Below are 25,440 nucleotides of genomic sequence, written 5' to 3' on the forward strand. Positions count from 1 at the left end.
CGTTGAGAACGCCCGGTTGAGGAATCAGGCCGGCCTCCTGCCTGTCACTTCACGTCGAGACGCACGAGCGCGCCGATCTCCACGAGCTGGACCCTCGCCCGAACCGTGCTCGACCCGCAGGAAGTGCCGGTGGGCGTGGTGACGTCGCTCGTCGGCGTCCCCGCGTTCGTCCTCGTCCTGTACCGCACCAGGAGCACCCGATGACCGACTCGGCGGGACACCCCGGCTGCCGTACGGGGCTGCACGCGGAGCGCGTCTCCCACACCGCCGGCGGCGCCCTCGTCCTGGACGGCGTGACCATCGCGCCGCGCCCCGGCACGCTCACCGGCCTTCTGGGCCCGAACGGTTCGGGAAAGTCCACTCTCCTGAGGGTGCCGGCCGGGGTTCTCGCCCCGGACGCCGGGGTCGTGACCCTGGACGGCGACCTCCTGAGCACCGTCCCGCGCCGCGCCCTCGCCCGGCGACTCGCGGTCGTCGAACAGCACGCCGACACCCAGGTCGACCTCACCGTGGCCCACGCCGTCCGGCTCGGCCGCGTCCCGCACCGCCGAGCCTGGTCACCGGCAACGGCCGCCGACGAGGAGGCCGTCCGGTCCGCGCTCGCCCGCACCGGACTGACCGACCGCGCCCACCGCACCTGGCGCACGCTCTCCGGCGGCGAACGCCAGCGGGTCCAGATCGCCCGCGCCCTCGCCCAGGAACCGCGCGAGCTCCTCCTCGACGAACCGACGAACCACCTCGACATCCAGCATCAACTGGACCTCCTGACCCTGATATCGAGCCTGCGCCTCACGTGCGTCATGGCGCTGCACGACCTCAACCTCGCGGCGATGTACTGCGATCACGTGGTGGTCCTGCACGAGGGACAGGTGGTGACCACCGGTCCGGTCGCGGATGTCCTCACGGAGCAGCTCGTCGCGGACGTCTACGGCGTCCGCGCCTCCGTGTCCCGCCCCGGACCCGCCGGCCGCCCCCACATCCGCTTCCTCGGCACGGCGTTCCCTCGCGACTGAGCGAGGCATGCCTCGGCACAACGGCTTCAGCGGGGCGAGCGGGACGTCCAGACGGTGCCGCGTGCCTCGTACTCCAGCATCGCCTCCAGGTTCGTCGCCTGTTCCGCGCCGAGTTCTCGGCGGACCAGCCAGAGCGCGAGGTCGAGGCCGGAGGTGACGCCGCCGGCGGTGACGAGGTCACCGTCGTCGACGACACGGGCGTCCTTCACCAGGCCGCCCTGCTGCGCGAGGTCGGGCTTGGCCTTGTGGTGGGTGGTGCACGGGCGGCCCTTGGTGAGATCGGCGGCCGAGAGGAGCATGACGCCCGTGCAGAGGGCTGCGACGGTCAGGCCGGGGCGGGGCACGGCCGCCAAGGCGCGGGGCAGGGTGCCGCGGTCGATCTCCGCCCAGACTCCGGGGCTGTCGCGACGGGCATAGCCGCCGCCCGGGACGACGAGGAGGTCGGCCTCGTCGGGGGCCCAGGGGCGGATGCCTCGGACGGCCGTGCCATAGGCCGCGGTGACTGTGCGGGCGCCGGTGGCGGAGACGTAGCGGACGTCGACCGGGCGCGTGGTGAAGAACCCGGAGGCGGAGAGGACCTCGTACGGGGCGGCGAAGTCGAGTTCCTCGACGCCGTCGAACATGACGACATGGGCGCGGAGGGGGCGGCTCGGACCGGGAGTGGCCGAGGACGCGGGAGCGGCGGACGTGGCGGACATCGCGCCCGTGGCGCCGAAGGCCGTGGTGGCGCGGAGTAACTGCCTGCGGTTCATGCGGTGCTCCTGTTGTCGGACCGGCCGTGAGTGGCCGGAGGTTCCTCGAGTGACGACATGACAGAGGTCGGGCCGCGGCATCCTCCGGTTCCCGACGACTCCCGGGAACCCGACGCCCCGCCCGTCCGCTCCTCCACCACACGGGCGCAGCGGCAGCGAGGAACACGCAAGGGGCGGGCTGGACATACGGATGCGGGGAGTCGTCTGCCGACACGGCCGCGACAAGGCGGTCGCCGATGTCGACCCGGAGATCGCGGCAGGCGAGCGCGCGGCGCCGACCGGGAGGCCGGACACGGCGAAGACACCCACCGCAACGGTGCCCCATGGGGCCCACCCGGTCCACGATCCGGCCCCCGGTCGGCGAGAGCGCGGCGGCCGTACCGCATCCGACCGTGGTCGTCAGTCCGAGCAGCGTCTGGGACACGCCGAGACCGTCCACGAGGCGCGGCCCGAGGGCCCCGAGGAGGAGGAGCCGCATCATCGAGAAGGCCATGGCCGTCGTCGGCAACGCGGTCGGCCCGCGCGGCACGACGTGCTCGGATTCCGCGACCGCCGCGCCTGTGACCGCTGTCGTACGCGCCGACTTCACGTGGTCCCCCTGCCGCGCGACGGCCGGGACGCCCGTCGTCGCCATCGGGAAGTCGTCGCGCATGGGCGGGGAGTTCCGGGGCGTACTTGTGGGGCGCGCGACAGGCGCGTACTCATGACACGGCAGGCCGAGGGGGTGGCTGTGATCGCCGTACCCGCCCCCATGCCTCCGGAGAGGAGTGCGAGGATGGGCGCGCCATGACACCGGGCCGATGTTCGCGAGGAGTGAGGACCGCGATGTTCGCGGCCGTCTGCGTGCTGCTCGCGGCCACCGGCCATGTCCTGATGTCGGGACGGGACCTGTCCGTGCCCGCGCTCGGACTCGCGCTCGCGGGAACCCTCGCCGTCGCCTGGATCCTCGCACGACGCGAGCGCGGCCTGCTCGCAGTGACGGCGGCGACCGTGGCCGTCCAGAGCGCGCTGCACGCAGTGTTCTCGTGGTCGCAGCGACAGGAGGCCCTCCCGCCGGGTCAGCCCGCGTCGGATCAGACGGCGACGGCTCACGCGGCCATGGGCCACATGGGCATGGGCCACGCGGACATGGCGCACGAAGCCATGGGACACGCGCTCCCGGGTTCCGCGAGCTTCCCCCACGACATGACGGACATGTCCTCGTCCCTCGGGATGCTGTCCGCGCACCTCCTCGCCGCGCTCCTGAGCGGCCTGTGGATGGCGTACGGCGAGCGGGCCGCCTTCCGTCTCGTACGGTCCCTGCCCTTGTGGCGCTTCCGTTCCCTGCTGCGGCCGTTGCGGCTCCTGCTCGTCGCCGTCGTCCCCCTACCTCCGCGGCGTCCTCGGATCCGGTCCGTTCGCGCCGGTGACGCGCGTGCTCCCCGGCAGCCTCCCTTCTCCTATTCCGTCATCTCCCGGGGTCCTCCACGAGCACTCGCTGTCTTCTGACAGCCGGCTCCCCGAGCCCCACGGCACACGACTCCCACCGCCGTCGCTCGGGCATCGGCCATGCCGCCACGGCAGGCCGCGACCCTTTCACCGGCACCGCCGTGCGCCCGCGCACGCCGTCGGATCCTCTTGCCTCGTAAGGACTTGTGGCGATGACTCCTGCCCATGACACCTTCCACCGGGGACCGAGAAAACCCTCTCGTTCCCCGTCCACACCGGATGTCGAAACCGACGCGGCGACGACCCTGCTCGCGCTTTCCGCGCGCGACGGCGACCCCGCCAAGGCCGACCTCTTCGTCCGGGCTCTGCACCGCGACGTGCGGCGCTACGTGGCGTACCTGAGTGCCGACCACCAGGCGGCCGACGACCTCACGCAGGAGGTCTTCCTCCGGGCGATCGCCGCGTTGCCCCGCTTCCAGGGGCGGTCCTCGGCCCGCACCTGGCTCCTCTCGATCGCCCGGCGGACCGTGGCCGACAGCCTGCGGCACGCCGCCGCACGCCCCCGGCTGTCCGACAGCGACGACTGGCAGGCGGAGGCCGAGCACACCCAGCCACTGGGCCTGCCCGGCTTCGAGGACGGCATCGCCCTCGCCGAACTCCTTGCCTCGATCCCGGCCGAACGGCGCGACGCCTTCGTCCTGACCCAACTCCTCGGTCTGCCCTACGCCGAGGCGGCCGAGGCCATCGGCTGCCCGGTCGGTACGGTCCGCTCACGGGTCGCCCGCGCCCGGATGTCCCTGATCTGTCTCCTGCGAGGTGACGGAGAATCCGGCACGGCAGCGGCCAACACGTCGGTCCCAGGGGGGACGGCGCCGGCACCTGGGCGCTTCACGAGGGCACTCGCCCTCGCCTGATCCCCGAGTCGAGCGGACGAAGGGGTGGGATCCCGGCGCTGCCGGGCTCCCACCTCCGTCCGCCGGAACCGAACCGCCCGGCGGTCCGACTCCTGCGGCGACGCGCCCGATCCGGGCGCCGGACGCAGCCGTACGAGAGCCACCCGCCGCAGGGCGACGACGCTGCCGCGCACCGTCAGGGGTGGTGCTCGAGCGCATCGGTCACGGTGGGGACGGCCGGCTGGGGGTACGTGGGGAACGGGTGCCGACCGCTGTCATCTCCCCAGCCGAAACCCCGCCAGGAGCCGTCCCCGGGCGGAGGAGTCCGGGGGATGGAACGCGCCCTTCGGGGGTGGCCCACGGCGTCCCCGGAAAGTCCGGTCATTCGCCGATCAGGGCCTTGTAGCCGGCAGCGTCCTGGAGCCTGTCGAGGTCTCTCCTGTCGGCGGGCTTCAGCCTGAGGATCCACGACCCGTAGGGATCTTCGTTGATCAGTTCGGGGCTGGCCGAGAGCTCCTCGTTGACCTCTAGGACTTCCCCGCTCACCGGGGAGTAGATGTCGGACGCGGCCTTGACCGACTCGACCACGCCTGCGGCGTCGCCGGCGCCGAAGACCCGGCCCACCTCGGGGAACTCCACGAACACCACGTCGCCCAGCGCTTGCTGGGCGTGATCGCTGATCCCGACGGTCACACTGCCGTCGCCCTCCAGACGGGCCCACTCGTGGGACTCCGCGAATCGCAGGTTGTCCGGAATCATCGACATGCTTTTCCCCTCTCGACGGTGGATTCACCGCACGGGTCGGCGACCTCGTGCGGTTGCAGTCCATCGCCATGATCAGCAGCGATCGAGGCGCCGTGCCACGAACGCGGCGTCTTCATCCGAACGGGGTTCCCGTGAACGGACCAGGATCGGGCTGCCGGCGGCGACTCCCACGCGGCTGGTGTCAGCAGCGCGGCACGGCGCTCGGCGGGGGCCCTGCCGGCCCGGCGTGGGGAGGCGTCCTTCGTGGTGCCGTGCCTTCGGGTCCCCCGTGTCAGAGGTAGCCGACGTGGACGTGCGGGGCGCAGCGGACGATGGCTTGGCGCAGCTGTCCCCGTAGCGTGGTGGTCGTGGTGCCGATCGGGCGGGGCACGGTGACGGTGACCCAGTCCGGGTACCGGGGCTCGACGCCCTCGCGGGGAAGCGGGAGCGGGGCGCCCCAGCGCATCCGGAGGAGCAGTTGCACGTTCGGTCCCTTGGGGACCGGTGGGCGGCCGGCGGTGATGACGTCCGCCCACGGGATGGTGACGAAAGCGTCGTCCTTGTGGGCGGCGCGCCGGCTGCGGACGGTGAGGCCGGACATCTCGACGGTGACGGTATGGGGGCGGGCCAGGGTTGTCACGACACGGACCACGCACGCCGCCAGCGCCATCGGTGCCCCGAGCCGGAAGAGCTGGACGCTGTTGTACACATCGGAGTCGGGCTGCCAGGCCACCAGGGTGACCAGGGCCGCGAACAGTGCGCCGGTCAACGGCCGGAAGAGCCTGGTGAGTTTGCGCCCGAAGTCGGCGGCGAAGACCGTGGCCTCGGGCGGGGCCACGGCGGTGGACGGCACCGGTGACGGCCTCGGGTCGGTGGCCGGTGGTGCGAGGGCCTTCGGCGACGCGATCACAGCGGGATCGGGGGCGGGGCCTGGGGGTGGCACCGGGACCGGTGCGGGTACGGGTGCGGGTGCGCGGGCGCCCAGTTCGGCGAGGAGGCCGGGCGCGGTGGGTCGGTCCGCCGGGTTCTTGGCGAGGCAGGATCCGACCAGCGTACGCAGCGCTTCCGGCACCGCAGACAGGTCCGGCTCGCTGTGCACGGCCCGGTAGAGCAGGCTCATGGCCGGCCCTTCGCCGAAGGCGCTGCCACCCGCCGCGTGCACCAGCAGCGCGCCGAGGGCGAACACGTCGCAGGCGGGTCCCACGGCGGCCTGCTCGATCTGTTCGGGCGCGAGGAAGCCGGCCGTGCCGATGACGCTGCCGGTGTGGGTGAGACGGGTGTCGTGGAGGGCGCGGGCGATGCCGAAGTCGAGGACCCGGGGCCCGTCGTCGGACATGATGACGTTGCCCGGCTTCAGGTCGCGGTGCACCACCCCGCAGGCGTGGATCGCCATCAGCGCCTCGGCGAGCCCCGCACCCAGGGCGTACAGCGCACCCTCGCCGAACGGCCCGTCCTCGGCGATCGTGCGGCCGAGGTCACGGCCCGACACGAAGGCGGCCACCATCCAGGGCGGGGTGGCGTCCGGGTCGGCGTCCACGATCTGCGCGGTGTGGAAGCCGCCGACCTGCCGGGCGGCGGCGATCTCGCTGCGGAAGCGGGCGCGGAAGCCCTCGTCTGCCGCGAGTTCGGCGCGGGCCACCTTGACGGCGACCAGCCGGCCGCCGGGCGAGCGGCCCTGGTAGACCCGGCCCATGCCGCCCTCGCCGAGCCTTCCGGTGATCTCGTACCCGCCGACCGTACGCGGATCGTCGGGCCCCAGACCTTTTTCCGGCTCGTGCATGGCCACCCCCGTAATGCCCTTGAAGACCCCAAGGCCAATCTGCCTCGGGGGCAACCATTTTGACGTACGGTCAGGCAAATTGCTGTACCTTCCCCGCACTTATGAAGGCACCAGCCGCACCGGTCGGCGCGGGCTTCCCGGCCGAGGGAGATCACCCGAATGACTCGTTCCGCTTGGGCGGGAGTCTCGTTGAGGAGTGTGGATTTCCGATTCTGATCACGATCGACCGCTGCGACGACAACGGCAGCGCAGGAGGAATGAATGCGTGACGTCCTGTTGGAGGACTTTCTCGGTGCGATGGATGACCTGCAGGCGGACTTTCGCCGGAAACTGAGCCACATCGAGGATCAGGTGCCGCCGACTGCGAAGGGCACTCGCTCTCGAGGCGGCTTCGCCTCGGAGTCGGGCGAGTTCGAGAAGATCCGGCGCCAGCTCGGCCTTGAAGCCATCTGGACCGATGCCCGGGGAACCGTACACGGAACCTCCGAGACCTCCGAGCAGTCATCGTTCGCCTCGGCTCACCACACCTCCCGCTCTGAGCGTCCACGTCATGCAGAAACGTTCCGCTTCTAATGTCCCTCCAGGTGGCGGCGTGACGGTCCGCCACGACTGGAGCACGTGACGACGGACGAGCAGGAACGTATCTGCACACCCTCCTGGGACGGATCGCCGAGGAGGGCGGCCCCGTTCCCCGAGGGCGGGAGCGGGGCCGCGCGGCGTCCGCTCCCCGCGTCGGAGCGATGGGCACCTCCGGACGGAGACAGGGCCTGGGGAGTGGGCGCGTACGCGCGCGTCATGCCCGGAAGAACCGCCCGCGCAGCGCTGGTCGCCGCGCTCGCGGTCCTGCCGGACGAGGCGCCGGCCAAGGCGACGCGCGGGCACTCCGTCCAGGTGGTGGCCGGCAAGTGCGGCACGCCGGGTGCGCTGTGGTCGGTGACGCCGCTGTCCAACGGCCGCTACCGGATCGACAACGGTCTGGGCCTGGCACTGGCGGAGAACACGACGACCTGGCTAGCCAACCTCCGGCCGTGGAAGGTGAGTTCGACCCAGCAGTGGCAGATCGCCCCCAACAGCTCGGTAGCGTTCCAGATCCGGATCTCCGGCGACGACTGCCTCTCGTTCGACGAGGACTACAGGGCGCTGGGCATCTGGACGTGCGACGGCTCGTCGGACCAGCAGTTCGCCATCACCCAGCAGGCAACCGGTGGTCGAGGGTCCTGGCATCATGAAGTCGCAGGTCAGGCGTTCCGGACCTGCTGGGCGCGGGCGGCGGCTGTCGCCCCTTCGCGGTCGGTCCCCCTGGTCATGTCGTCGCTTCCGCGGCAACCCCCGGCTGCGGCCGGGTCCGCATGCCCCAGCGGGCGAGAGCCGGACCGGTGGCACCCAGCACGGCGAAGAACGACGCCAGCAGCAGCCAGCCCGTCATGCCGAGGCCCAGCACCACCGTGGTGAGGATCGCAGGGGCGAGAGCCTGACCCCCGTTGAAGCCGAGGCCTAGGACACCTTGGTACTGGCCCTGGGCATGGCTCGGGGCCAGACCGAATCCCAGGGCGAAGCACGCCGAGGACTCCCAGACCTCGCCCAGGCTGTGGACGAAGATCGCCACCAGGACCAGTCCCACTGCCGCCCAGACGGGGGCGTACGCCGCCAGCGCCATCATCGGACAGCTGACGAGGAAGAGCAGCCCCGCCGTGCGAAACGCCCTGCCGCCGTCGTACGGGGTCTCGATACGGGAGCCGATCCTGGTCTGCATCAGTACGCAGAAGGCGGAATTGACCGCGAACAGCGCCGCCACCGTCCAACGCGGCACTTCCGTGTGCTCGGAGATCCAGATCGGCAGGAGCAGGGAGACCACCGGGTACTGCAGTCCCATGGCCCCGTAGAAGGCGGCGAAAGCCAGGAACGGACGGTCCGCGAAGACGAGCCAGCGCCGCTGCTGCGGCGGCGCCGGCAGCACCGGATAGCGGGGCAGCAGAAGCAGAAGCACCGCGCACAGGGCGAAGCTCGCCGCGTTGCCGAGAATCAGCGTGACATAGGCGCCGCGGGTGCCCGCGGCCAGCGCCAGCCCGGCGCCCAGCGTCCCCAGGACGACGCCCAGGTTGACGAAGGTGCGCAGCTTCGCCCGGAATCTGGCCGGTCGCTCACCCCCGACCCGGGCCACCAGCGCCCCCCACGCCGCCCCTCCGACCGCCGCGGCGATCTGGTCGACCGTCGCGATGATCGTGAGCGCGGCCCAGCTCTCGACGAGGACGAGGGCCGCCATCGACACCGCCTGGACCGCGAGGGCCAGCATCATGATCACGCGTGCGCCGCGCCGGTCGGCGAGATGACCTCCGGGTATCCCCGCGCACAAGCCGACCACTCCGGCGATGGTGAGCGCGGCGCCGACCTGCACCGCGGGCAGGCCCACGACCAGGGTGAAGTAGAGCGCCGACGCCGCGTTGAACAGACCGTTGCCGACCCGGTTGACGAAACTGGCGGCGACCAGCACGCGCTCCGGCCCGCTGTCCCCCGCCATCCGGCCTATCCGTCCCGCCACACCGCCCTTGATCATGGACCGCAGGCTAACAGCGCCGCAGAAGGCGCCGCAGTCGTACGAAGATCGCGGGCCCTGACGGCAACGCGGGACCGACGCGGGCCCCGACGCGTGCGCGTACCCGAACCGCGTCAGCGACCGCGACCGGTCGCCTCACCTGACGGACATTCAACTGCCCTTATCAGGAGGAAAGTTGGTACGGTTCCAGGCGGCCCGGCCTCCGTCGCCGTCGGGCTCCCGACCGTGACAGGACCGGGACGGGCTCCCTGGTCCCGGCTCCACTACTCTGGCGCTCGAACCGGCGTCGGCCTCGACGGAGTGCCGGGGTCCGTCCGTCGGTGGGGGCGCGTGGTGGCGGGTCCTCGTACCGAGTGGCTGCCCGCGTGGCGCGGGCACGATCAGCTAGGGGTGACAGTCGGGATGTCCCAACCGGACCATGGTCCGCGCGCGGTTCCGCGTCCGGTCGGCACCCCGGATTGGCCGGCCGAGCCGCCGCCGGTCCGTCCGCTGGGATCCGGTGATCCGGTCACCGCGGGCCCGTACCGTCTGGAGGGTCTGCTCGGTTCGGGCGGCATGGGCCGGGTCTACCTGGCGCGCACCCCGGCCGGCAGCGCGGTGGCGGTCAAGGTCGTGCACCGTGAGTACGCGGCCGACGCGTCGTTCCGCAAGCGGTTCGAGCAGGAGGTGTCCGCGGCCCGGCGGGTGCAGGGGCTCTACACCGTGCCGGTCGTCGACGCGGATCTGGGCGCCGACGAACCGTGGCTGGCCACGGCGTACGTCCCCGGGCCCGCCCTGCACGACGCGGTCGCCGGGCGCGGCCCGCTGTCCGCCGCAGCGGTCGTGGCGCTGACGGCCCAGGTGGCCGAGGCACTGCAGTCCATCCACGCCGTCGGCGTGATCCACCGCGACCTGAAGCCCTCCAACATCCTCCTCACCGCCGACGGCCCCAAGGTCATCGACTTCGGGATCGCCCGGGCCGCCGACGTCACGTCCGTGACGAGCACGGGCATGCTGGCCGGGACGCCCGGGTACATGGCGCCCGAGTACATCAGGGGCGAGAGCCTCACCGAGGCCGTCGACGTCTTCGCGCTCGGTGCCATCGCCGCGTTCGCCGCCACGGCCCGGCCCGCGTTCGGCGGCACTGGGCACAGCGTGCTGTACCGCATCCTCGAACAGACCCCGGACCTCGACGGCTGCCCCGAACCCGTACGGACCATCGCCGCCCGCTGTCTGGAGAAGGACCCGCGTGACCGGCCGGGTCTGGCCGAGGTCATCCGGCTCTGCCGTACCGGACACGCCGGAGCCCCGGCTTCCGCCGTGCCCTCGCAGCGGACCGTCGTGGACCCCGCGGCCGCCTTCCACGCCGCCGCCACCGCGCCCGCGGCTCCGCAGGGGCGGAATCCGGCGCCGGGCGCGGTGACCGAACCCGAGCCCGCGCGGCCCGTCGACACGCCGCCGACGTCCGGTCCCGCGCTGGTGGCCGGGGTGGCGCTGCTGGCCGTGGTCGCCGTCCTGGTCGCCGTACTGCTGCCCGACAACTCCCCCGACGACGCCCCCGTCGAGCTGACGCCGGCGGCCACGCTCGGGGGTTACCCCAAGGGCAAGGGGCCGGAGGGCGTGGTGTTCAGCCCCGACGGGAAGACCCTCGCGACGGGGAGCAGGGACGGCAAGGTGCGGATCTGGGACGTGGCCCGCCGCAAGATCCGCGCGACCCTGGCCCTGCGTCCCGCGCCCGGCAACACCACGGTGTCGGTGACGGCCGTCGCCTTCAGCCCCGACGGGCGACTGCTCGCCGCGGGTACGGGCAGCAGCGTCGTGGCCCTGTGGGACGTGGCCCAGCGGCGGCAGATCGCCTCCATCACCACGACCGACGAAGACTCGGACTCCCTCGACAGCGTGGCGTTCAGCCCCGACGGGCGGCTGCTGGCCACCGCGAGCGAGGGCGGCGCGCAGCTGTGGAACGCGAGGACCGGCCCGGGTCTGGGCAAGCGGGTCGCCGTTCTCTCCGAGAACATGTGGGCGCGGCAGGTGGCGTTCAGCCGGGACGGCGCGACTCTGGCCACCGTGGGATACCCGTACGACCAGGACTCCGGTTCCCAGTGGTCCGTGCAGCTGTGGGACGTGGCCCGGCACAAGGTGCGCAAGGAACTCATGCGTGCCGAGGAGGCCTTCGGCGTCGCCTACAGCGCCGACGGCACGACCATCGCCACCGCCGCCAAGGACCGGAACATCGAGCTGTGGAACGCCTCCGACGGCCGTGCCGCGGGCTCCGTGAACGAGTCGATGGTCGTACCCGTCCAGAGCGTCGAGTACTCCCCTCGCGGCTCCACCCTCGCCGTGTTCAACGGCGATGTGGTCAAGCTCTGGGACGTGGCCGCGAACAAGCTGAGGTACCGGCTGGTCGGCAACAACTGGAACGTCCAGAGGCTGGCGTTCAACCCCGACGGCACACAGGTCGCCACGACGAGCTCCGACGGCGTCGTGTACCTGTGGAAGACCCCGGCGTCCTGACTCACCCTTCGTCGCGGTCGGGTGGGCCGTGTTCCGCCGACCACCGCCGGCCGACCTCCATCGCGCGTTCCAGCGGGGCCAGGATCGTCCGCTCCGCGGGCACGATGCCGTCGGGGCCGAAGTCACGGTCCAGGCCCGTCGCCCGGAGGAGTCGTACGAGGCCCGGCTCGACGCCCGCGAGGATCAGCCGGCCGTCGGCCTCGTTCACCGCACGGACGTACCGTCGCAGGACCTTGGCCATGGAGGAGGACGGCACGTCCGGGACTCCCCGCATCACGAGGACCAGGACCGCGCCCCGCGCGCCGTCGGGGCGGGGCAGCTCGTCCTCGATGCCCGGGAGTTCCGCGAAGAAGCTGACGCCCTCGTAGTACAGGACGGTGACCTCGCCCGGCGGCAGCCGCTCCGGGACGTCGCTCGTCCGCCAGCGGCCGTCGGCGTCCCGGACGAGGGCGAGGAGCCGGGCGCGCCGGGCGGCCTGGGCGCAGTACAGGAGGAGGGAGAGGACGGCGCCGAGGACGATCGCCTGCTGGAGCGGGAGCTGGGTCGTGGCGAGGAAGGTGAGGATCATCGCGCCGGCCGGCATCCGGGAGGTGCGCAGGACGAGGCGGATGTCGTGGCGCTTGCCCCAGATCAGTTCGCCGCCGACGACGAGGATGAGGCCGCCGATGACGGGCATGGGGATGTGCTCGGCGAGCGAGCCGCACACCAGGACGATGAGGGCGAGCAGGACGCCGGAGAAGACGCCTGCCCAGCGGGTGCGGGCGCCCGCGTCGACGGCGACGCCGGTGCGGGAGAGCGAGCCACCCGAGGGCAGGGACTGGAAGAGTCCGCCTGCGGCGTTGGCCAGGCCCTGGGCGGCGAAGTCGCCGTTGACGGAGGAGCGGGAGCCGTCCGGGTTGGGTACGGAGGGTCCGATGCCGGCGGCCTGGGCGAGGCCGACGAGGGCCACGGCGACCGCGCCACCGAGGAGGTGGGGCACGGCGGAGAGGTCGGGGGCCGAGAAGCCGGGCAGTGAGGCCGGGATGTGGGCGATGTCCCGGACGAGTTCGACGTCCGTGCCGAGTACGGCGACGGCCAGGCTCGCCACCGCCCAGCCGCAGCACCGCCATCAGCAGCATGACCACGCCGACCATGAGGGTCAGCGTCGCCACGTTCCCCGGGTCCTTGGGGTCGAGGCCCGCGTCGGACAGGACACTCTGCGAGGTGAGCGCGAGGGCGCTGGTCAGGGTGGTGACCATGAGGACCGTACGGGAGGTCAGCGAGCCGACGACGGCGGGGACGACGCCCGCGTACAGGCCCGCGACCGGATTGAACCCGGCGATCGCCACGTACGCCATGCCCTCCGGGATCGAGAACAGTCCCGTGACCAGCCCCGAAGCCGCGTCGGACGGCTTCGGCGCGCCCCATCGGGGCAGGACGCCCCGGACACTCGCCCATCGACGCATGGTCAGCCCGCCTCGGGAAGACTCTCCCCGTCTCGTCTCTCCGGTTCAGGACGGGGAAGCGCGCGCCTCGGTCGCCGGCCGCCCGAGATCTTCCGCCATGCGCGCACCGCCTTCGTGGGGACTGCCCGCCCGCGCCATCCTCGCCCCGTCGGCCGAGCCCCGCCACCGCGCGGCGGTGGGCCTGATCCCGGTCACTCGCCCGTGACGTCCAGGAGGCGGCGGGTGCGGGTGCTCGCGCCGGTGAGGGCGAGGGGGATGTTCAGGCTCGCGCACATGCGGTGGGCGCGGGCCAGGGCGCTGAGGGTGGCGGGGGTCGGGTCCGCGCTGGGGACGGCGAGGACCACCCGGGTGGGGCGGTGGGCCTGGACGAGGGCCTGGATCTGGAGGGCCGCGGCGGCCCGGTTGGTGACGTCCAGGTCGCGGTGGAGGGTCACGTGCAGGACGTGGTGACGCAGGGTGTGGCTGATGAGCATGGTGCCCCTCCGCGCAGGACGACGAAGGCCCACGACTTGATACGGCGTGGGCGGTTCGTCCGAGGATGCCACGGGGACCGGCCCGGCGACGCTCTCGTGACGCGGACGACGCGAAGTGTCGGATGAACGGCCCTCGGCGGTGGGGCCGGCAGGGCCGTGAAAGGGGGCCGGAGCCCGGTCGTGCAGCCGACTCGGGCTCCGGCGGGTGCACGTGTGCCGTGCACCGGCGCGTCGCCCCGCCTCGCGGGCGGGCGCGCGCTCAGTGTTTTCAGTGCCAGTACTTCATGGTGTGACCTCCTCCCCCGTGTCTGGACGCAGCGTGACCTCGAAGCGGTCGAGACCGCGAAGGGTCAGATTGCGCCGGTGTTCGGGTTCCGCGACCGCCCGTGCGTGGGGGTGGTCCGTGGCCAGGGTCCCGAGGACCGATCCGGTGAGCCGGATCGCCATGGACGCGCCCAGACAGGCATGGGCCCCGCGGCCGAACCCGAGGTGCGGGTTCGGTGCGCGGTCGAGTCGCAGCTCTGTGGGGTGGTCGAAACGGAGCGGGTCGTGGTTGGCCGCGCCGAGGAAGAGCGTGACCGGGTCACCCGCCTTCATCGTGACGCCACCCAGTTCGGTGTCGGTGACGCAGACCCGGGCGTCCGCCTGGACGGGTGCGTCGTACCGGATGAGTTCGTCGACGGCCGTGGCCGGGCTCGCCCGGAACGCGGCGAGCGCGCCGGGGGTGGTGAGGAGGGCGGCCGCGGCGTTGCCGAGGAGGCGGGAGGCCGATTCGTAGCCGGCGTGGAGCACGGCGCGCAGACTGTTCCGAAGAACCGTTTCTGCGACGCCACTGTCCGCCGCGTGTTCCGCGACGTGGGCGATGAGGCCGTCCTTGGGCGGATCCTCGAGCCACCCGCCCGCGTACTCCGCGAGCCGGGCCCGCGCGACGACGGCCGGCTCGTGCTTCTCCGGCCAGAGCCCGGCGTCCATGCCGTCCACGACGGTACGGGACATGGGCACGAACCAGCCGAGGTCGGGTGCGGGCACGCCGAGGAAGGCGGTGACGAAACGGAGGGCGACCGGCTCGGCCAGCTCCCCGACGAGGTCGAAGGAGGGGCGCTCGGCCAGTTCGGCGAGGAGCTCCGCGATCCACCGGTCCAGCTCCTCGTGGAGCGCCCGGCGGTCCTGGGCGCGGAAGCCGTCGAGCAGGAGGTGCCGGATGGCCGTGTGCTCGGGCGGGTCGAGGGTCTGGACGCTCAGCAGCGGAGCCGGGATGTCCTCCCCGGCGCGGCGCCAGTCGGAGGCGAACCGGTTGCTGTCGGTGAGCACGGCGAGGCAGTCGGCGTGCCGGGTCAGCACCCAGGAACCGAGCAGTTCGTGCCAGAAGACCGGGGCGGTCTCCCGCATCCGGGCGTACGCCGGGTAGGGGTTCCGCAGGATCGACGGACGGGCCAGATCCAGAATCGGGTCCACGGCTGCCGCTTGCTCCACGAAACGTCTCCCCCTGCGCATAGGGCCTGATTGAGGCCTTGACTGCTTCCAAGTTGAGCGGTGGCGAGACGCCGTACCACCGGTGGGTGGAGGGTCTCGCCGGTACGTCACCGACGGTTCGCCGGTCCTTCGCCGTACATCATCCGAGCCGAGCGCCGGTGACGCTACCACGCAACTGGGGTGGCTGGTATGACTACCTGCCAGAGATCTTTCACAAAGCGTCGGGGAGTTACGGAAGATGACCGGTCAAGACCAGACAATCGTTCACGATGTCCCGGTAAACGTCGCCCAACAGCCCAACCCCTACCCGCTCTTCGAGCGCATCCGCGAGCACGGGGTCGTTCAGCGCGTACGACTGAATCCCACTCTTGAAGTCTGGATGGTCACCGGCTACGACGAGGCGGTCGCGGCACTCACCGACCCCCGGCTCAGCAGTAGTCCCGTCGGGGTCAACGGACTTGAGGAGGAGATGGCCCACCAGGAACGCACCAACGTCCTGATGGCCAGCATGCTCGTCGCCAACGGCGAGGACCACACCCGGCTGCGCACCCTCGCCTCGAAGGCCTTCACCGCCCGCCGGGTCGAGCAGATGGCACCCCGCGTCCAGGCCCACACCGACGCCCTGCTCGACGCGGTCGCGGCGCGCGGAACCGCCGATCTGGTCTCCGAGTTCGCCCTGCCGCTGCCGATGGCGGTCCTCAGCGAACTCATCGGCATCCCCGCGGAGGGGCAGCCCGACTTCGCGCGGCTCGCCGTCGGCCTCATCATGCCGCCCAACACACCGGAACGACTTGCCAAGGGTGCGCAGGCACGCGCCGAACTCAGCGAGTTCTTCGAGCCGTTGATCGCACAGCGCAAGGCCGACCCCAAGGACGACCTGCTGAGCGCGCTGTGCGCGGCGCAGGCCGAGGCCCGGATCAGCGACCGCGAGCTGACGGCGATGACCATCCTGCTCACCCTCGCCGGCCACGAGACGACGGCGAGCCTCATCGCCAACGGCGTCCACGCCCTCCTGCGCCACCCCGACCAGTTCGCCGCGCTCCGCGACGACCCCTCGCTGCTGCCCGGCGCGATCGAGGAACTCCTGCGCTACGAGGGCCCGGTGAGCCGGGGTGTCGCCCGCTTCACCGTCGACGCGTACGAGATCGGCGGGGTCACCGTCCCGCCCGGCGAGATGATCATCATCGGGCTCGCCGCGGCCAACCGCGACCCGGCCCGCTACGACCGTGCGGACATCCTCGACATCGCACGCCGCGAGGTTCCGCAACAGCTCGCTTTCGGCCACGGTGTGCACTTCTGCCTGGGCGCTCCGCTCGCGCGTGCCGAGGCCCGGATCGCCATCGGCACCCTGCTGCGCCGCTTCCCCGATCTCCGTCTGGCCGACCCGGACGCGGACCTGAGCCGGCGCGAGGGCATCCTGCGCGGGATGGCGACGCTGCCCGTGGTCTTCACCCCTGAAGCGCCCGGCGCTCCCGGTGCCCCTGGCGCGTCCGCCTCCCCTGACGCTCCCGAGGCCTGAGCGGCGGCGCGGACGAAGGGAAGGACACAGGGATGGGATCGACCTCCGAGGTCGTCGCGGAGTTCGACGAGATCGCCCCGGGGTACGACGCCTCGCGCGGCGGTAGGGAACGCGCGGCCGGCTTCGCCGGGATGCTCGCGCCGCTGCTCGACCCGGCCCGCCCGGTGCTCGACATCGGTGTGGGCACCGGGATCGTCGCGGCCGAACTGGCGGCGCGCGGACACACCGTGCACGGGCTCGACTTTTCCCCCGGCATGCTCGCCCTGGCCCGGGAGCGGCTGGGGGCGCGGGTGGCGGTGGCCGACGCCTGCCGCCTCCCGGTGCGGACGGGGTCGGTGAGCCAGGCGGTGTCCACCTGGCTGCTGCACGCCGGGCCCGACCACGGCCGGGTCTTCGACGAGGTCGCCAGGGTGCTGCGGCCCGGCGGCCGCTATCTGGTGATCCCGGCCGGGGGCACCCGCCCCACGGACGACATCGGGCTCGTCGTCGGGGCGCTGGAGGAACGGCTGGATCCCGGCCGGACCCGTCAGGACGGCCCGTGGGCACTGGCCCCGATCGCCGAGGCCCGGGGTCTGGTCTACGAGGGCCGGGCGTCCGAACGGCCCACGACCTTCCGGCTGTCACCCCGGGACATGGCACGTTCGCTGTCGCGCGGGCTGTTCACCGGGGCGTGGGCGGTCAGGGGCACGGAGGCGGGCCGGCTCGTGGAGGAGACGCGGGAGCGCCTCCTCGCGCTCCCGGACCCGGACGGGGAGCGGGTCCGGGAGATGGCGGACTACGTCATGGTGTTCGCGAAGCCCTGAGGAGGAGCGTCGGGGGCAGGGGGCGGGGCGGCGCCGGGGGGCGTACGTCGGCGCGGCTCGTGGGACGGGCCGTGAGAGCCGGGGCCTGCGTACGCCGTAGTACCCGGCCCGATGGCGTACGCCCGAGGCGGCCGTGCGCCGTCAGGCCCTCGGCCCAACTCCGTACCCCAGAACCGGGCGTGCAACTCAGGCCCAGCGGAGCCTGTCAGGCCCCCGCCCTTGCGCGGCGTAACTCGGCTCCGGCCCGGCCCCGGGCGCGTAACTCCGGTGTCCTGTCGCTCCGCTTCGGCGGAGGACCGTCAGCCCCGCCCGCGCAGCGCCGCCGCGTAGGCCTCGTCCGGGTCCAGTCGGCGCAGTTCCTCGGCGATCAGTTCGGCGGTGGTGCGGACCTTGAGGGCGAGCACGCGGCTGGGCTGGCCGGGGATCGACAGCCGTGCCACCGGGCCCTCGGGGCGGTCGATGCGGATCTCGCCGTCCGCGGTGCCCATGCGGACGGCCGTGACGACGGGGCCGTCCGTGACGACCCGGTCGACGGGGACGCCGAGCCGGACCTCGAACCAGCGGGCGAGGAGTTCGGCGCTGGGGTTCTCCGCCTCGCTCTCGACGGTGGCGGAGGTCACGGCCAGCGGTGCCTGGTCGAGCGCGGCGGCCAGCATCGAGCGCCAGGGGGTGAGCCGGGTCCAGGCGAGGTCCGTGTCGCCGGGGGCGTACGAGGCGGCGCGGCTCTCCAGCGCGGCAAGCGGGTCCTCGACCGCGTACATGTCGGTGATCCGTCGCTGGGCGAGCGAGCCGAGGGGGTCGAGGGACGGCACCGCGGGGGCGTCGACAGGCCACCAGACCACGACGGGCGCGTCGGGCAGGAGCAGCGGAAGGACGACGGAGTCGGCGCGGGCGCTCAGTTCGCCGTGCAGCCGGAGCAGGACCGTCTCGCCCGATCCGGCGTCGGTGCCGAGGCGGACCTCGGCGTCGAGCCGGGTCTCGTGCCGCTCTCGGGGCGTGCGGGCGTGCCGCTTGATGAGTACGAGGGTGCGGGAGGGGTGTTCCCGGGAGGCGTCGTTGGCGGCCTTGACCGCGTCGTAGGCGTTCTCCTCGTCCGTGACGACGACGAGCGTGAGCACGGCCCCGACGGCGGGGGTGCCGACGGCCCTGCGGCCTTGCAGGATCGCCTTGTTGATCTTGCTGGAGTCGGTGTCCGTCAGATCGATCTTCATGCGCGGCGGCCGTCCCTTCCTCTGCGGCGAGCCTAACGCTCCCCGGCTGCCCACGCGTGCGGGGCCCCCGTCGCCGGAGCGGCGGGACCCTCACGCCCGTCCGTCGCCGTCAGGCGGATTCCGCTTCCGGCCCGGAGTCCCGCGCCGCGGCCTGTTCCTCGGCGCGGCGTCCGACCACGGCCGCCGCCGCGAGCGCGGTGCCGATGAAGGCGGTGGCGACGACCCAGGGGCGGTCGAGGACGTGCCCCGTCGCGTGGTCGAGGGAGTAGCGTCCGGCGCCCGTGACGCCGATCGCGGCGGCGACGAACCCGAGGAACGCGGGGTACTCGTAGCCGCCGCCCTGGGCGAAGAAGCCGGCCGGGGCGTGGACGGCGACGGCTCCCGTCATCGCCCCGGCCGCCGCGGCGCCGGCGGCCGGCGTGGCGAGACCGAGGGCGAGCAGGGCGCCACCGCCCGCCTCGCCGAGTCCGGCGGCGATGGCGCTCTCGCGGCCCGGCCGGAAGCCCATGGCCTCCATCCCCTTGCTGGTGCCCTCGATGCCGCCCCCGCCGAACCAGCCGAAGAGCTTCTGCGTGCCGTGCGCGGCGAGCACCGCGCCGGTGCCGACCCGCAGGACGAGGAGTCCGAGATCGCGTCGGTTGGGGTGGGCCTGGTGTGCCATGGGGTTCTCCAGGTGCGGGAGGCGGGGGCGGACGCGTACGCCGTCCACTGTCGCCGCCCGCCGCACCCCCCGCCGTCCGGGAGACCCTTCCGATACGCCGTTCGAGTCACCTTTTGCGGCAGTTGTCCGCCGGTGCTTGGGTGGGAGGGCCGTAGCCGTCCCGGGGCGTCATGAGCCGCGCCCGGCCGGCGGCCCGAGGGAAGTGGGTACGCATGACCGCCGAGTCCACCGAGACCGCAGCCCTGCGCGAGAAGGTCCGGGCACTGATGCCCCGGGCGAAGGAGGACCTGACCGAACTCGTCGCGATGCGTTCGGTCGCCGACCCGCGCCAGTTCCCGCCCGAGGAGTGTGCGAAGACGGCCGACTTCCTGGTCCGGGCCTTCACCGAGGCGGGGCTCCGCGACATGCGACGCGTCACCACCCCCGACGGCACGGACGCCGTCGTCGGCCACGCACCGGGGCCCGAGGGGGCGCCGACCGTCCTCCTGTACTGCCATTACGACGTGCAGCCGCCGCTGGACGACGACGCCTGGGAGACCCCGCCGTTCACGCTCACCGAACGCGACGGCCGCTGGTACGGGCGGGGCGCCGCCGACTGCAAGGGCAACATCGCCATGCATCTGACGGCCCTGCGCGCGCTCGGCGGTCCCGACGGCCGCGGCTTCCCCGTACACATCAAGTTCGTGGCGGAGGGCTCGGAGGAGCAGGGGACGGGCGGTCTGGAGCAGCTGGTGCCCCTGCAGCCCGAACTCTTCGCCGCCGACACCCTGTTGATCTGCGACACCGGCAACTTCGCGCGCGGCCTGCCCACGACGACCACCTCCCTGCGCGGGCTCACCAACGTCGTGGTCACCGTCTCGACCCTCAAGGGCGCCATGCACTCGGGCATGTTCGGCGGCCCGGCCCCGGACGCGCTCGCCGCTCTCGTCCGCATCCTCGACAGCCTCCGCGACGAGCACGGCAACACGGCCGTCAAGGGCCTGCAGGGCGACGGCGTCTGGGACGGGGTGGACTATCCGGCCGAACAGTTCCGTACCGACGCGGGGGTGCTCGACGGCGTGGCCCTCGTCGGTACGGGTTCGGTCGCCGACGAGCTGTGGGCGCGGCCGGCCGTCACCGTCCTCGGCATCGACTGCCCTCCGGTGGTGGGGTCCTCGGCCGCCGTGCAGGCGAAGGTACGGGCGCGGGTCAGCCTGCGGATCCCGCCCGGCATCGACGCCGACACGGCCCTGCGCGCCCTCACCGACCACCTGACCTCGGCCGCCCCGTGGGGCGCCCGGGTGGAGGTCGAGGCGGAGAGCGCGGGCCAGCCCTTCAGTGCCCGCACCGACGGCCCCGCCTACCGGGCCCTCGCGACGGCGCTCCGCGAGGCGTACGGCAAGGACATGGTCCAGTCGGGGCAGGGCGGGTCGATCCCCCTGTGCAACGTCCTCGGCGCCCACTTCCCCGACGCGGAGATCGCCCTGATCGGCGTCGAGGAACCCGGCTGCCTCATCCACGCGCCCAACGAGAGCGTGGACCCCTCGGAGATCGAGCACATGGCGCTCGCGGAGGCGCTGTTCCTCAGCACCTACGCGACGCCGCTCTGATCGGGTCACCACCGCTCGCTCCCCGCCTCTCTTCCCCGCCGCCCCTTCACCCCTCCCACCGCTCCCACCGCTCCACGAAAGGACGGGAACCGTTCATGACACAGACTCATGACCGCCCGCAGCGCCAGGACATACCGCTCGGCCCGCTGGGCGCGCTCGCGGGTGCCGCCTGGCAGGCGCTGCTCGTCGCCGGACTCGCCGCGATGGTCCTCGGCGTCCTGGTCCTGGTGTGGCCCGGCACCTCGCTGCTGGTGGCCGGTGTGCTCTTCGGTCTGTACCTGCTGTTCAGCGGCGTGATGCAGCTGATCGCCGCCTTCGGTACGCATGTCAGCACGGCTCTGCGCGTCATGGCGTTCATCAGCGGCGCACTCTCCATCCTGCTCGGCCTGCTGTGCTTCCGGGGTGCGATGCAGTCGATCCTGCTGCTCGCCCTCTGGATCGGCATCGGCTGGCTGTTCCGGGGCATCACCCAGACCGTGGCCGCGGTCTCCGACGCCGGGATGCCGGCGCGCGGCTGGCAGATCTTCCTCGGCATCGTCAACGCGCTCGCCGGTGTCGTCCTCATCGTGTCCCCGCTGGAGTCGGCCGCGGTGCTGATGCTTCTCGGCGGCATCTGGCTGGTGGTCCTGGGCGTCATCGAGATCGTCACCGCGTTCCAGGTGCGCTCCCGCGCCAAGACCCTGCCGCCGGGCGTCTGACGCCCCGGTCCGTCGCTCCCCGCACCGCCCGTCGTCCGCCCGATTCCCGGGTGGGCGACGGGCGGTGTTGACGCGTGCGCTACATTTTGCCGGTCCTTGACCACCGATCCCCCGTGATCGCGACCTTCCGGAGCCGGCACCCCATGAGCGACATCGTCAACGGTCTCGGCCGGGCCGGCGCCTACGGCGCCCTCGGCGTGGTCCTGCTGATCCTCGGCATCGTTCTCGTGGACCTGCTGACCCCCGGGAAGCTCGGGCGCCAGATCTGGGAGGACCGCAACCGCAACGCCGCGATCCTGCTCAGCTCGGCCCTCCTCGGCATCGGCGGCATCGTCTTCACCTCGATCTGGACGACGTACGACAACTTCGGCAAGGGCCTCGTCTCGACCGCCGCGTTCGGTCTGCTGGGCCTGGTGATGATGGCGGTGGCGTTCCTGGTCGTGGACCTGGTCACGCCCGGGAAGCTGGGCGCGACGCTGGTCGACCCCGAGCCGCACCCGGCGGTCTGGGTGACCGCCTCCTGCAACATCGCGGTCTCGGCGATCGTCTCCGCCTCGATCGCCTGACGCGACCGAAGGCCAGCCACCGGACGCGGGAGCCCCGTCGGCAGATACCTGTCGGCGCGCACTCAGCCCCCCGTCGGCTCCACCTCCAGGAACCGTCGTCCGCGCGGGCCCCGGTAGAGCAGGGCGTCCCAGCCGAGCCGTGCCAGGGCGCGTACGCCCTCGCCCAGCGCCGCCGTCTCCTCCTGGGCGGCGCCCGAGCCCGGCGGCCCGAGCCACTCCACCACGGCGGTCCCCGGCCGGTCCCCCGCCCTGACCCGGTACCCCGTGGCGGCCCGCGCCCCGGAGGCGTCCACGGCCGAGGGCGTGAGCCCGCCGGACTCCAGGGCGAGCGCCACCGCACGGACCGGTTGCCGGCGCTCCCAGTCGGCGGGCGCGGTCTTCGGATCGCCCTCCCGTGACCCGGTCAGCCGTCTGATCTGGAGCAGCCCTTCGAGGGCCGTCCGCAGCTCCCTCGACCGCTGCTCGACGTCCGCCGGGAGCACCGGCGGCCCGTCGCCGGTGGCGGCCTCGAAGGTGCCCGCGCCCTCGGCGGGTCCGGTCACAGCAGTCGCCGGATGTCGCCGCGGACGCGGTAGAAGCCGCCCGCGGCGGCGTGCAGCGCGTCGACCACGTATCGCGCGCCGGGCTCCCGGATCGCCCTGGGGAACTGCACGTTCCACGCGGAGTCGTAACCCTCGGAGAGGACCCGCACCCGGGTCCTGCCCGACTCGGTGACGCACTCCACGACGACCGATCCGCTGGGCACGTCACTGACCGCGCTGACGGCCGTGGCGGTCGTCGCCGGTTCGTACACCGGCAGGGCGGCGGCGAGCTTGATGTCCTTGGCGACCGGGACGGTGCCCTCCTGGGCGGCCTCGATCGCCGCCTCGCCGGCGTCCACGCAGACCAGCGAGCCGTCCGTGGTCACCAGATAGAGGCGCTCGTCGCGGTACTGCATGGAGAGCGCCGAACCACCGCCCGTACCGAGCTTCCAGAGCCGGGTGCCGTCCTCCGCGAAGCAGTAGACGGAGGAGGCCCCGTCGGCCGCGAAGACGAACCGACCGCCGGGCGAGGTGGCGCAGGAGTACACCGGGCTGTCGCAGGCGTACACCGCCTCGACCCGCCCGTCCTTCTTCGCGATCCTCTGGACCTTCTTGCGGGCCGTGCCCGCGTAGACCGCGGTGTCCTCCTGCCAGCCGAAGAGGACGCCGCCCTCGGTGGCCGTGTGCCACAGCTCGCCGCCGCCGTCCGGCGCGTGGGCCGCGACGCCCCGCGTGTCCCCGTAGTAGACGGCGTCGCCGTCGGCGCGGACCATCCAGGCGTGCTCGCCCTGGCCGCTACGCGCCCACTGGTGCTCGTCCTCGTGGTCGATGACGGTGAGCCGGCCCGAGCGGTCGGCCACGTGCAGGACGCCCTCGTGGATGTCGAGCCAGAAGATGTCGACGTCGGTGGCGATGTCGTACGCGGCGAAGGGCAGCTTGGACGACAGGTCGTAGACCTTGCCGTCGTCGCAGCCGGCGTAGATCCAGAAGTCGTCGGCCACCAGGCACTTGACGCCGTCGGGGAGGCTGAAGCGGGCCCGCACCTCGCCGGAGCGGTCGAGGGTGAACACGTCTCCCGCCTGGTTGCCCACCCAGCAGTGCTCCTCGTCGATGTGGATGCCGAAGGCGGACGAACCGGTCCGGAAACGCCACAGGACGGGGGCGACGGCGCGCGCGGTGGAGGGCGCGGAGGTCACCTCACGGCGCGTCACGGACCGCGCGGCCCGCTGCCCCCGGACCGCCGGGGCGTACCCCTTGCGGACCTTCTCCCCTATTTTCTTCGCGGCGGCCGCCTGGGCCTTCGCCGCCGTGGGGAACGCGGAGCACTGGGTCTGCCCGGCCGTGCCGATGCGGCCGTACCGGACCGTCACCGTCAGGTCCGCGACGGTCACTTCGTAGAACTTGTGGGCACCGCCGCCGTCCTGCGACAGCTCCAGATAGGTCGTCGTCGTCATGGTGAGAACAGTACGGACCCCCACTGACAACGCCCTTCCGTGAAGCCATGGCCAAGGGACCAAAGTCCTGGACATTCAGGACCTTTGTCGCGGCAATCCGGACATTCACCCCTGTAACGATGGTGCGTGAAGATCATTCGACGCGCCGTCACCTCCCGTACGGCCGGAAGGGCCTCATGACCGAGCCACAGAAGCGGCCCCTGCCCGTCCGCACCCGCCGGCACGCGGACGGCATACCCATGAACGACCTCTTCCGGTCCGAGAACGTCACCCCGACCGACATCGCGACCGAACCCCTCACCACGTCGCTCACCGCGACCGTGTCGGCATCCGCGCTCGCGACCGCGCCCGGACCCACCCTCACGACCCCCACGACCGTCACAACCACACCAGGAAGGCCCACCACCCGCTCAGGGCCCTCCCCCACTCCCGCCCCCTCCTTCACCTCCACCCGCATCGCCACCCCGGAGACCCACCTCCGGCGACCGCCACCCGGCGATCCCGACCTCGTCGAGCGGCCCGGCCCCGCCCTCCCCGGCTGGGTCGCCGTCCTCACCGGCCTGACCGCCCTCGCGGGCGCCGCCTCGGCCCTCTGGCGGGCCCGCCCGCTGCATCACGTCGAACTGCTGCCGTGGCAGTGGGCCGCCCTCGCCGGCTGCGCGGTCGTCGCCGTCGTCTCCTTCGGCGGCCTCACCCGTGGGCGTACCGGCTCCGCCTGGGTCCTTTCGCTGTTCGGCCGCTACCGGGGCAGCGTGCGGCGCACCGGTCTCGTCTGGATCAGCCCGTTCGTCCTGCGCCGCCGCATGGACGTGCGGCTGCGGCACTGGCGCAGCGAGCCCATCTCCGTCGTGGACGCGGAAGGTTCGGCGCTGCGCGTGGTGGTACTGGTGGTGTGGTCGGTACGGGACACCGCCCGCGCGCTGTTCTCCGTGGACGACCATCTCGGCTATCTGCGCGAGCAGGTGGAGGCCGCGACCGCGCGGGTCCTCTCGCAGCTGCCCGCCGACGCGTTCCGGGGCGACGCGCCGACGCTGCGGAACGCCGAGGCCGTCGGTGACGCGCTCACCCGCATGCTCGCGGCCGAGTGCCGGCCGGTCGGCATCGCCGTCTTCTCCGCCCAGCCGACCCGGATCGAATACGCCCCCGAGGTCGCCGCCGCCATGCGACGGCGGCAGATCGCCGCCCTGGACGCCAAGCACCGCGACTCGGTGCTCACCGGGGTGATCGACGCCGTGGACGACACCGTCACGCGGCTGACCACACGAGGTCTCGTCGAGCTCGACGACTTCGAACGCCAGGCCCTGGTCAAGGACTTGACCGTGGCCTTCTACACCCGGAGTGGCGGCCCGGCCGACCCGAATCAGGAGTGA

The 25,440-nt window shown here is 72.6% G+C and carries 22 protein-coding genes and 2 pseudogenes; 12 read left to right on the forward strand and 12 right to left on the reverse strand.

Annotation, left to right across the window (positions count from 1 at the left end; translation table 11 throughout):
• Positions 1 to 90: 90 nt before the first annotated feature.
• Both ASD33_RS35090 and ASD33_RS20075 read left to right on the forward strand, forming a co-directional pair.
• Positions 91 to 204: pseudogene (locus ASD33_RS35090) on the forward strand (iron chelate uptake ABC transporter family permease subunit); the annotation flags it as partial.
• Positions 201 to 1,013 (forward strand): ABC transporter ATP-binding protein, encoded by an 813-nt coding sequence (locus ASD33_RS20075; RefSeq protein ID WP_056562015.1) that lies wholly within the window; start codon positions 201 to 203, stop codon positions 1,011 to 1,013. The pseudogene ASD33_RS35090 and the gene ASD33_RS20075, both read left to right, overlap by 4 nt.
• Before the next feature lie 26 nt (positions 1,014 to 1,039).
• Here the strand turns inward: ASD33_RS20075 and ASD33_RS20080 are convergent, their stop codons facing one another.
• Positions 1,040 to 1,765, reverse strand: coding sequence for a DJ-1/PfpI family protein (locus ASD33_RS20080; RefSeq protein ID WP_056562018.1), 726 nt, complete (start codon positions 1,763 to 1,765; stop codon positions 1,040 to 1,042).
• 825 nt (positions 1,766 to 2,590) lie between these two features.
• On the opposite strand from ASD33_RS20080, the gene ASD33_RS20090 reads away from it, so the two are divergent.
• Both ASD33_RS20090 and ASD33_RS20095 read left to right on the forward strand, forming a co-directional pair.
• Positions 2,591 to 3,253: a hypothetical protein gene (locus ASD33_RS20090; RefSeq protein ID WP_056562023.1), complete on the forward strand. Its 663-nt coding sequence runs from the start codon at positions 2,591 to 2,593 to the stop codon at positions 3,251 to 3,253.
• Between the two features lie 146 nt (positions 3,254 to 3,399).
• A complete protein-coding gene (locus tag ASD33_RS20095; protein WP_056562027.1) occupies positions 3,400 to 4,107 on the forward strand; it encodes a sigma-70 family RNA polymerase sigma factor in 708 nt (235 codons plus the stop codon).
• 360 nt (positions 4,108 to 4,467) lie between these two features.
• Here ASD33_RS20095 and gcvH read toward each other — a convergent pair whose 3' ends face one another.
• Both gcvH and ASD33_RS20105 read right to left on the reverse strand, forming a co-directional pair.
• Positions 4,468 to 4,851 (reverse strand): glycine cleavage system protein GcvH, encoded by a 384-nt coding sequence (gene gcvH, locus ASD33_RS20100; RefSeq protein WP_056562031.1) that lies wholly within the window; start codon positions 4,849 to 4,851, stop codon positions 4,468 to 4,470.
• A 271-nt stretch (positions 4,852 to 5,122) separates the two neighbouring features.
• Entirely contained in the window at positions 5,123 to 6,610 is a 1,488-nt protein-coding gene (locus tag ASD33_RS20105) for a serine/threonine-protein kinase (protein WP_056562032.1), read from the reverse strand.
• Positions 6,611 to 6,871: 261 nt separating this feature from the next.
• On the opposite strand from ASD33_RS20105, the gene ASD33_RS20110 reads away from it, so the two are divergent.
• Positions 6,872 to 7,183, forward strand: coding sequence for a hypothetical protein (locus ASD33_RS20110; RefSeq protein WP_056562033.1), 312 nt, complete (start codon positions 6,872 to 6,874; stop codon positions 7,181 to 7,183).
• A gap of 730 nt (positions 7,184 to 7,913) precedes the next feature.
• On the opposite strand, the gene ASD33_RS20115 is transcribed toward ASD33_RS20110, so the two are convergent.
• Complete coding sequence (locus tag ASD33_RS20115; protein WP_079044890.1) at positions 7,914 to 9,164, reverse strand: MFS transporter; 1,251 nt, start codon at positions 9,162 to 9,164, stop codon at positions 7,914 to 7,916.
• Positions 9,165 to 9,566: 402 nt separating this feature from the next.
• Between ASD33_RS20115 and ASD33_RS20120 the strand changes: the two genes are divergently transcribed.
• A complete protein-coding gene (locus tag ASD33_RS20120) occupies positions 9,567 to 11,657 on the forward strand; it encodes a serine/threonine-protein kinase (protein WP_056562038.1) in 2,091 nt (696 codons plus the stop codon).
• A gap of 1 nt (position 11,658) precedes the next feature.
• Here the strand turns inward: ASD33_RS20120 and ASD33_RS20125 are convergent, their stop codons facing one another.
• The 4 genes and pseudogenes from ASD33_RS20125 to ASD33_RS20135 all read right to left on the reverse strand — a co-directional run bounded on the left by ASD33_RS20125 (position 11,659) and on the right by ASD33_RS20135 (position 15,030).
• The gene (locus tag ASD33_RS20125; RefSeq protein WP_242427132.1) at positions 11,659 to 12,744 is read right to left on the reverse strand and encodes a SulP family inorganic anion transporter; all 1,086 of its coding nucleotides are present in this window, start codon (positions 12,742 to 12,744) and stop codon (positions 11,659 to 11,661) included.
• A gap of 61 nt (positions 12,745 to 12,805) precedes the next feature.
• Positions 12,806 to 13,102, reverse strand: a pseudogene (locus ASD33_RS36940) (SulP family inorganic anion transporter); the annotation flags it as partial.
• Positions 13,103 to 13,293: 191 nt separating this feature from the next.
• Positions 13,294 to 13,575: a hypothetical protein gene (locus ASD33_RS20130; protein ID WP_056562041.1), complete on the reverse strand. Its 282-nt coding sequence runs from the start codon at positions 13,573 to 13,575 to the stop codon at positions 13,294 to 13,296.
• 282 nt (positions 13,576 to 13,857) lie between these two features.
• The gene (locus tag ASD33_RS20135) at positions 13,858 to 15,030 is read right to left on the reverse strand and encodes a cytochrome P450 (protein ID WP_056562044.1); all 1,173 of its coding nucleotides are present in this window, start codon (positions 15,028 to 15,030) and stop codon (positions 13,858 to 13,860) included.
• A 397-nt stretch (positions 15,031 to 15,427) separates the two neighbouring features.
• Here ASD33_RS20135 and ASD33_RS20140 point away from each other — a divergent pair, with 397 nt between their 5' ends.
• Both ASD33_RS20140 and ASD33_RS20145 read left to right on the forward strand, forming a co-directional pair.
• The gene (locus ASD33_RS20140; RefSeq protein WP_056562048.1) at positions 15,428 to 16,567 is read left to right on the forward strand and encodes a cytochrome P450; all 1,140 of its coding nucleotides are present in this window, start codon (positions 15,428 to 15,430) and stop codon (positions 16,565 to 16,567) included.
• Between the two features lie 32 nt (positions 16,568 to 16,599).
• The gene (locus tag ASD33_RS20145; RefSeq protein WP_056562051.1) at positions 16,600 to 17,370 is read left to right on the forward strand and encodes a class I SAM-dependent methyltransferase; all 771 of its coding nucleotides are present in this window, start codon (positions 16,600 to 16,602) and stop codon (positions 17,368 to 17,370) included.
• Between the two features lie 299 nt (positions 17,371 to 17,669).
• Here the strand turns inward: ASD33_RS20145 and opcA are convergent, their stop codons facing one another.
• A complete protein-coding gene (opcA, locus tag ASD33_RS20150; RefSeq protein WP_056562055.1) occupies positions 17,670 to 18,581 on the reverse strand; it encodes a glucose-6-phosphate dehydrogenase assembly protein OpcA in 912 nt (303 codons plus the stop codon).
• 109 nt (positions 18,582 to 18,690) lie between these two features.
• A complete protein-coding gene (locus ASD33_RS20155; RefSeq protein ID WP_056563088.1) occupies positions 18,691 to 19,242 on the reverse strand; it encodes a DoxX family membrane protein in 552 nt (183 codons plus the stop codon).
• A 212-nt stretch (positions 19,243 to 19,454) separates the two neighbouring features.
• Here ASD33_RS20155 and ASD33_RS20160 point away from each other — a divergent pair, with 212 nt between their 5' ends.
• The 3 genes from ASD33_RS20160 to ASD33_RS20170 all read left to right on the forward strand — a co-directional run bounded on the left by ASD33_RS20160 (position 19,455) and on the right by ASD33_RS20170 (position 22,095).
• Positions 19,455 to 20,831, forward strand: a complete 1,377-nt coding sequence (locus ASD33_RS20160; protein WP_056562057.1) for a dipeptidase — start codon at positions 19,455 to 19,457, stop codon at positions 20,829 to 20,831.
• 95 nt (positions 20,832 to 20,926) lie between these two features.
• Positions 20,927 to 21,529, forward strand: coding sequence for an HdeD family acid-resistance protein (locus ASD33_RS20165; protein WP_056562061.1), 603 nt, complete (start codon positions 20,927 to 20,929; stop codon positions 21,527 to 21,529).
• Between the two features lie 143 nt (positions 21,530 to 21,672).
• Positions 21,673 to 22,095: a DUF350 domain-containing protein gene (locus ASD33_RS20170; RefSeq protein WP_056562064.1), complete on the forward strand. Its 423-nt coding sequence runs from the start codon at positions 21,673 to 21,675 to the stop codon at positions 22,093 to 22,095.
• A 62-nt stretch (positions 22,096 to 22,157) separates the two neighbouring features.
• Here the strand turns inward: ASD33_RS20170 and ASD33_RS20175 are convergent, their stop codons facing one another.
• Positions 22,158 to 22,637 (reverse strand): hypothetical protein, encoded by a 480-nt coding sequence (locus ASD33_RS20175; protein ID WP_056562067.1) that lies wholly within the window; start codon positions 22,635 to 22,637, stop codon positions 22,158 to 22,160.
• Positions 22,634 to 24,070, reverse strand: a complete 1,437-nt coding sequence (locus tag ASD33_RS20180) for a WGR domain-containing protein (RefSeq protein WP_056562070.1) — start codon at positions 24,068 to 24,070, stop codon at positions 22,634 to 22,636. Before ASD33_RS20180 ends, ASD33_RS20175 begins: the two co-directional genes overlap by 4 nt.
• 176 nt (positions 24,071 to 24,246) lie before the next feature.
• On the opposite strand from ASD33_RS20180, the gene ASD33_RS20185 reads away from it, so the two are divergent.
• Positions 24,247 to 25,440: an SPFH domain-containing protein gene (locus ASD33_RS20185; RefSeq protein ID WP_242427133.1), complete on the forward strand. Its 1,194-nt coding sequence runs from the start codon at positions 24,247 to 24,249 to the stop codon at positions 25,438 to 25,440.

The organism is Streptomyces sp. Root1304 (assembly GCF_001426405.1).
Lineage (GTDB): Bacteria > Actinomycetota > Actinomycetes > Streptomycetales > Streptomycetaceae > Streptomyces.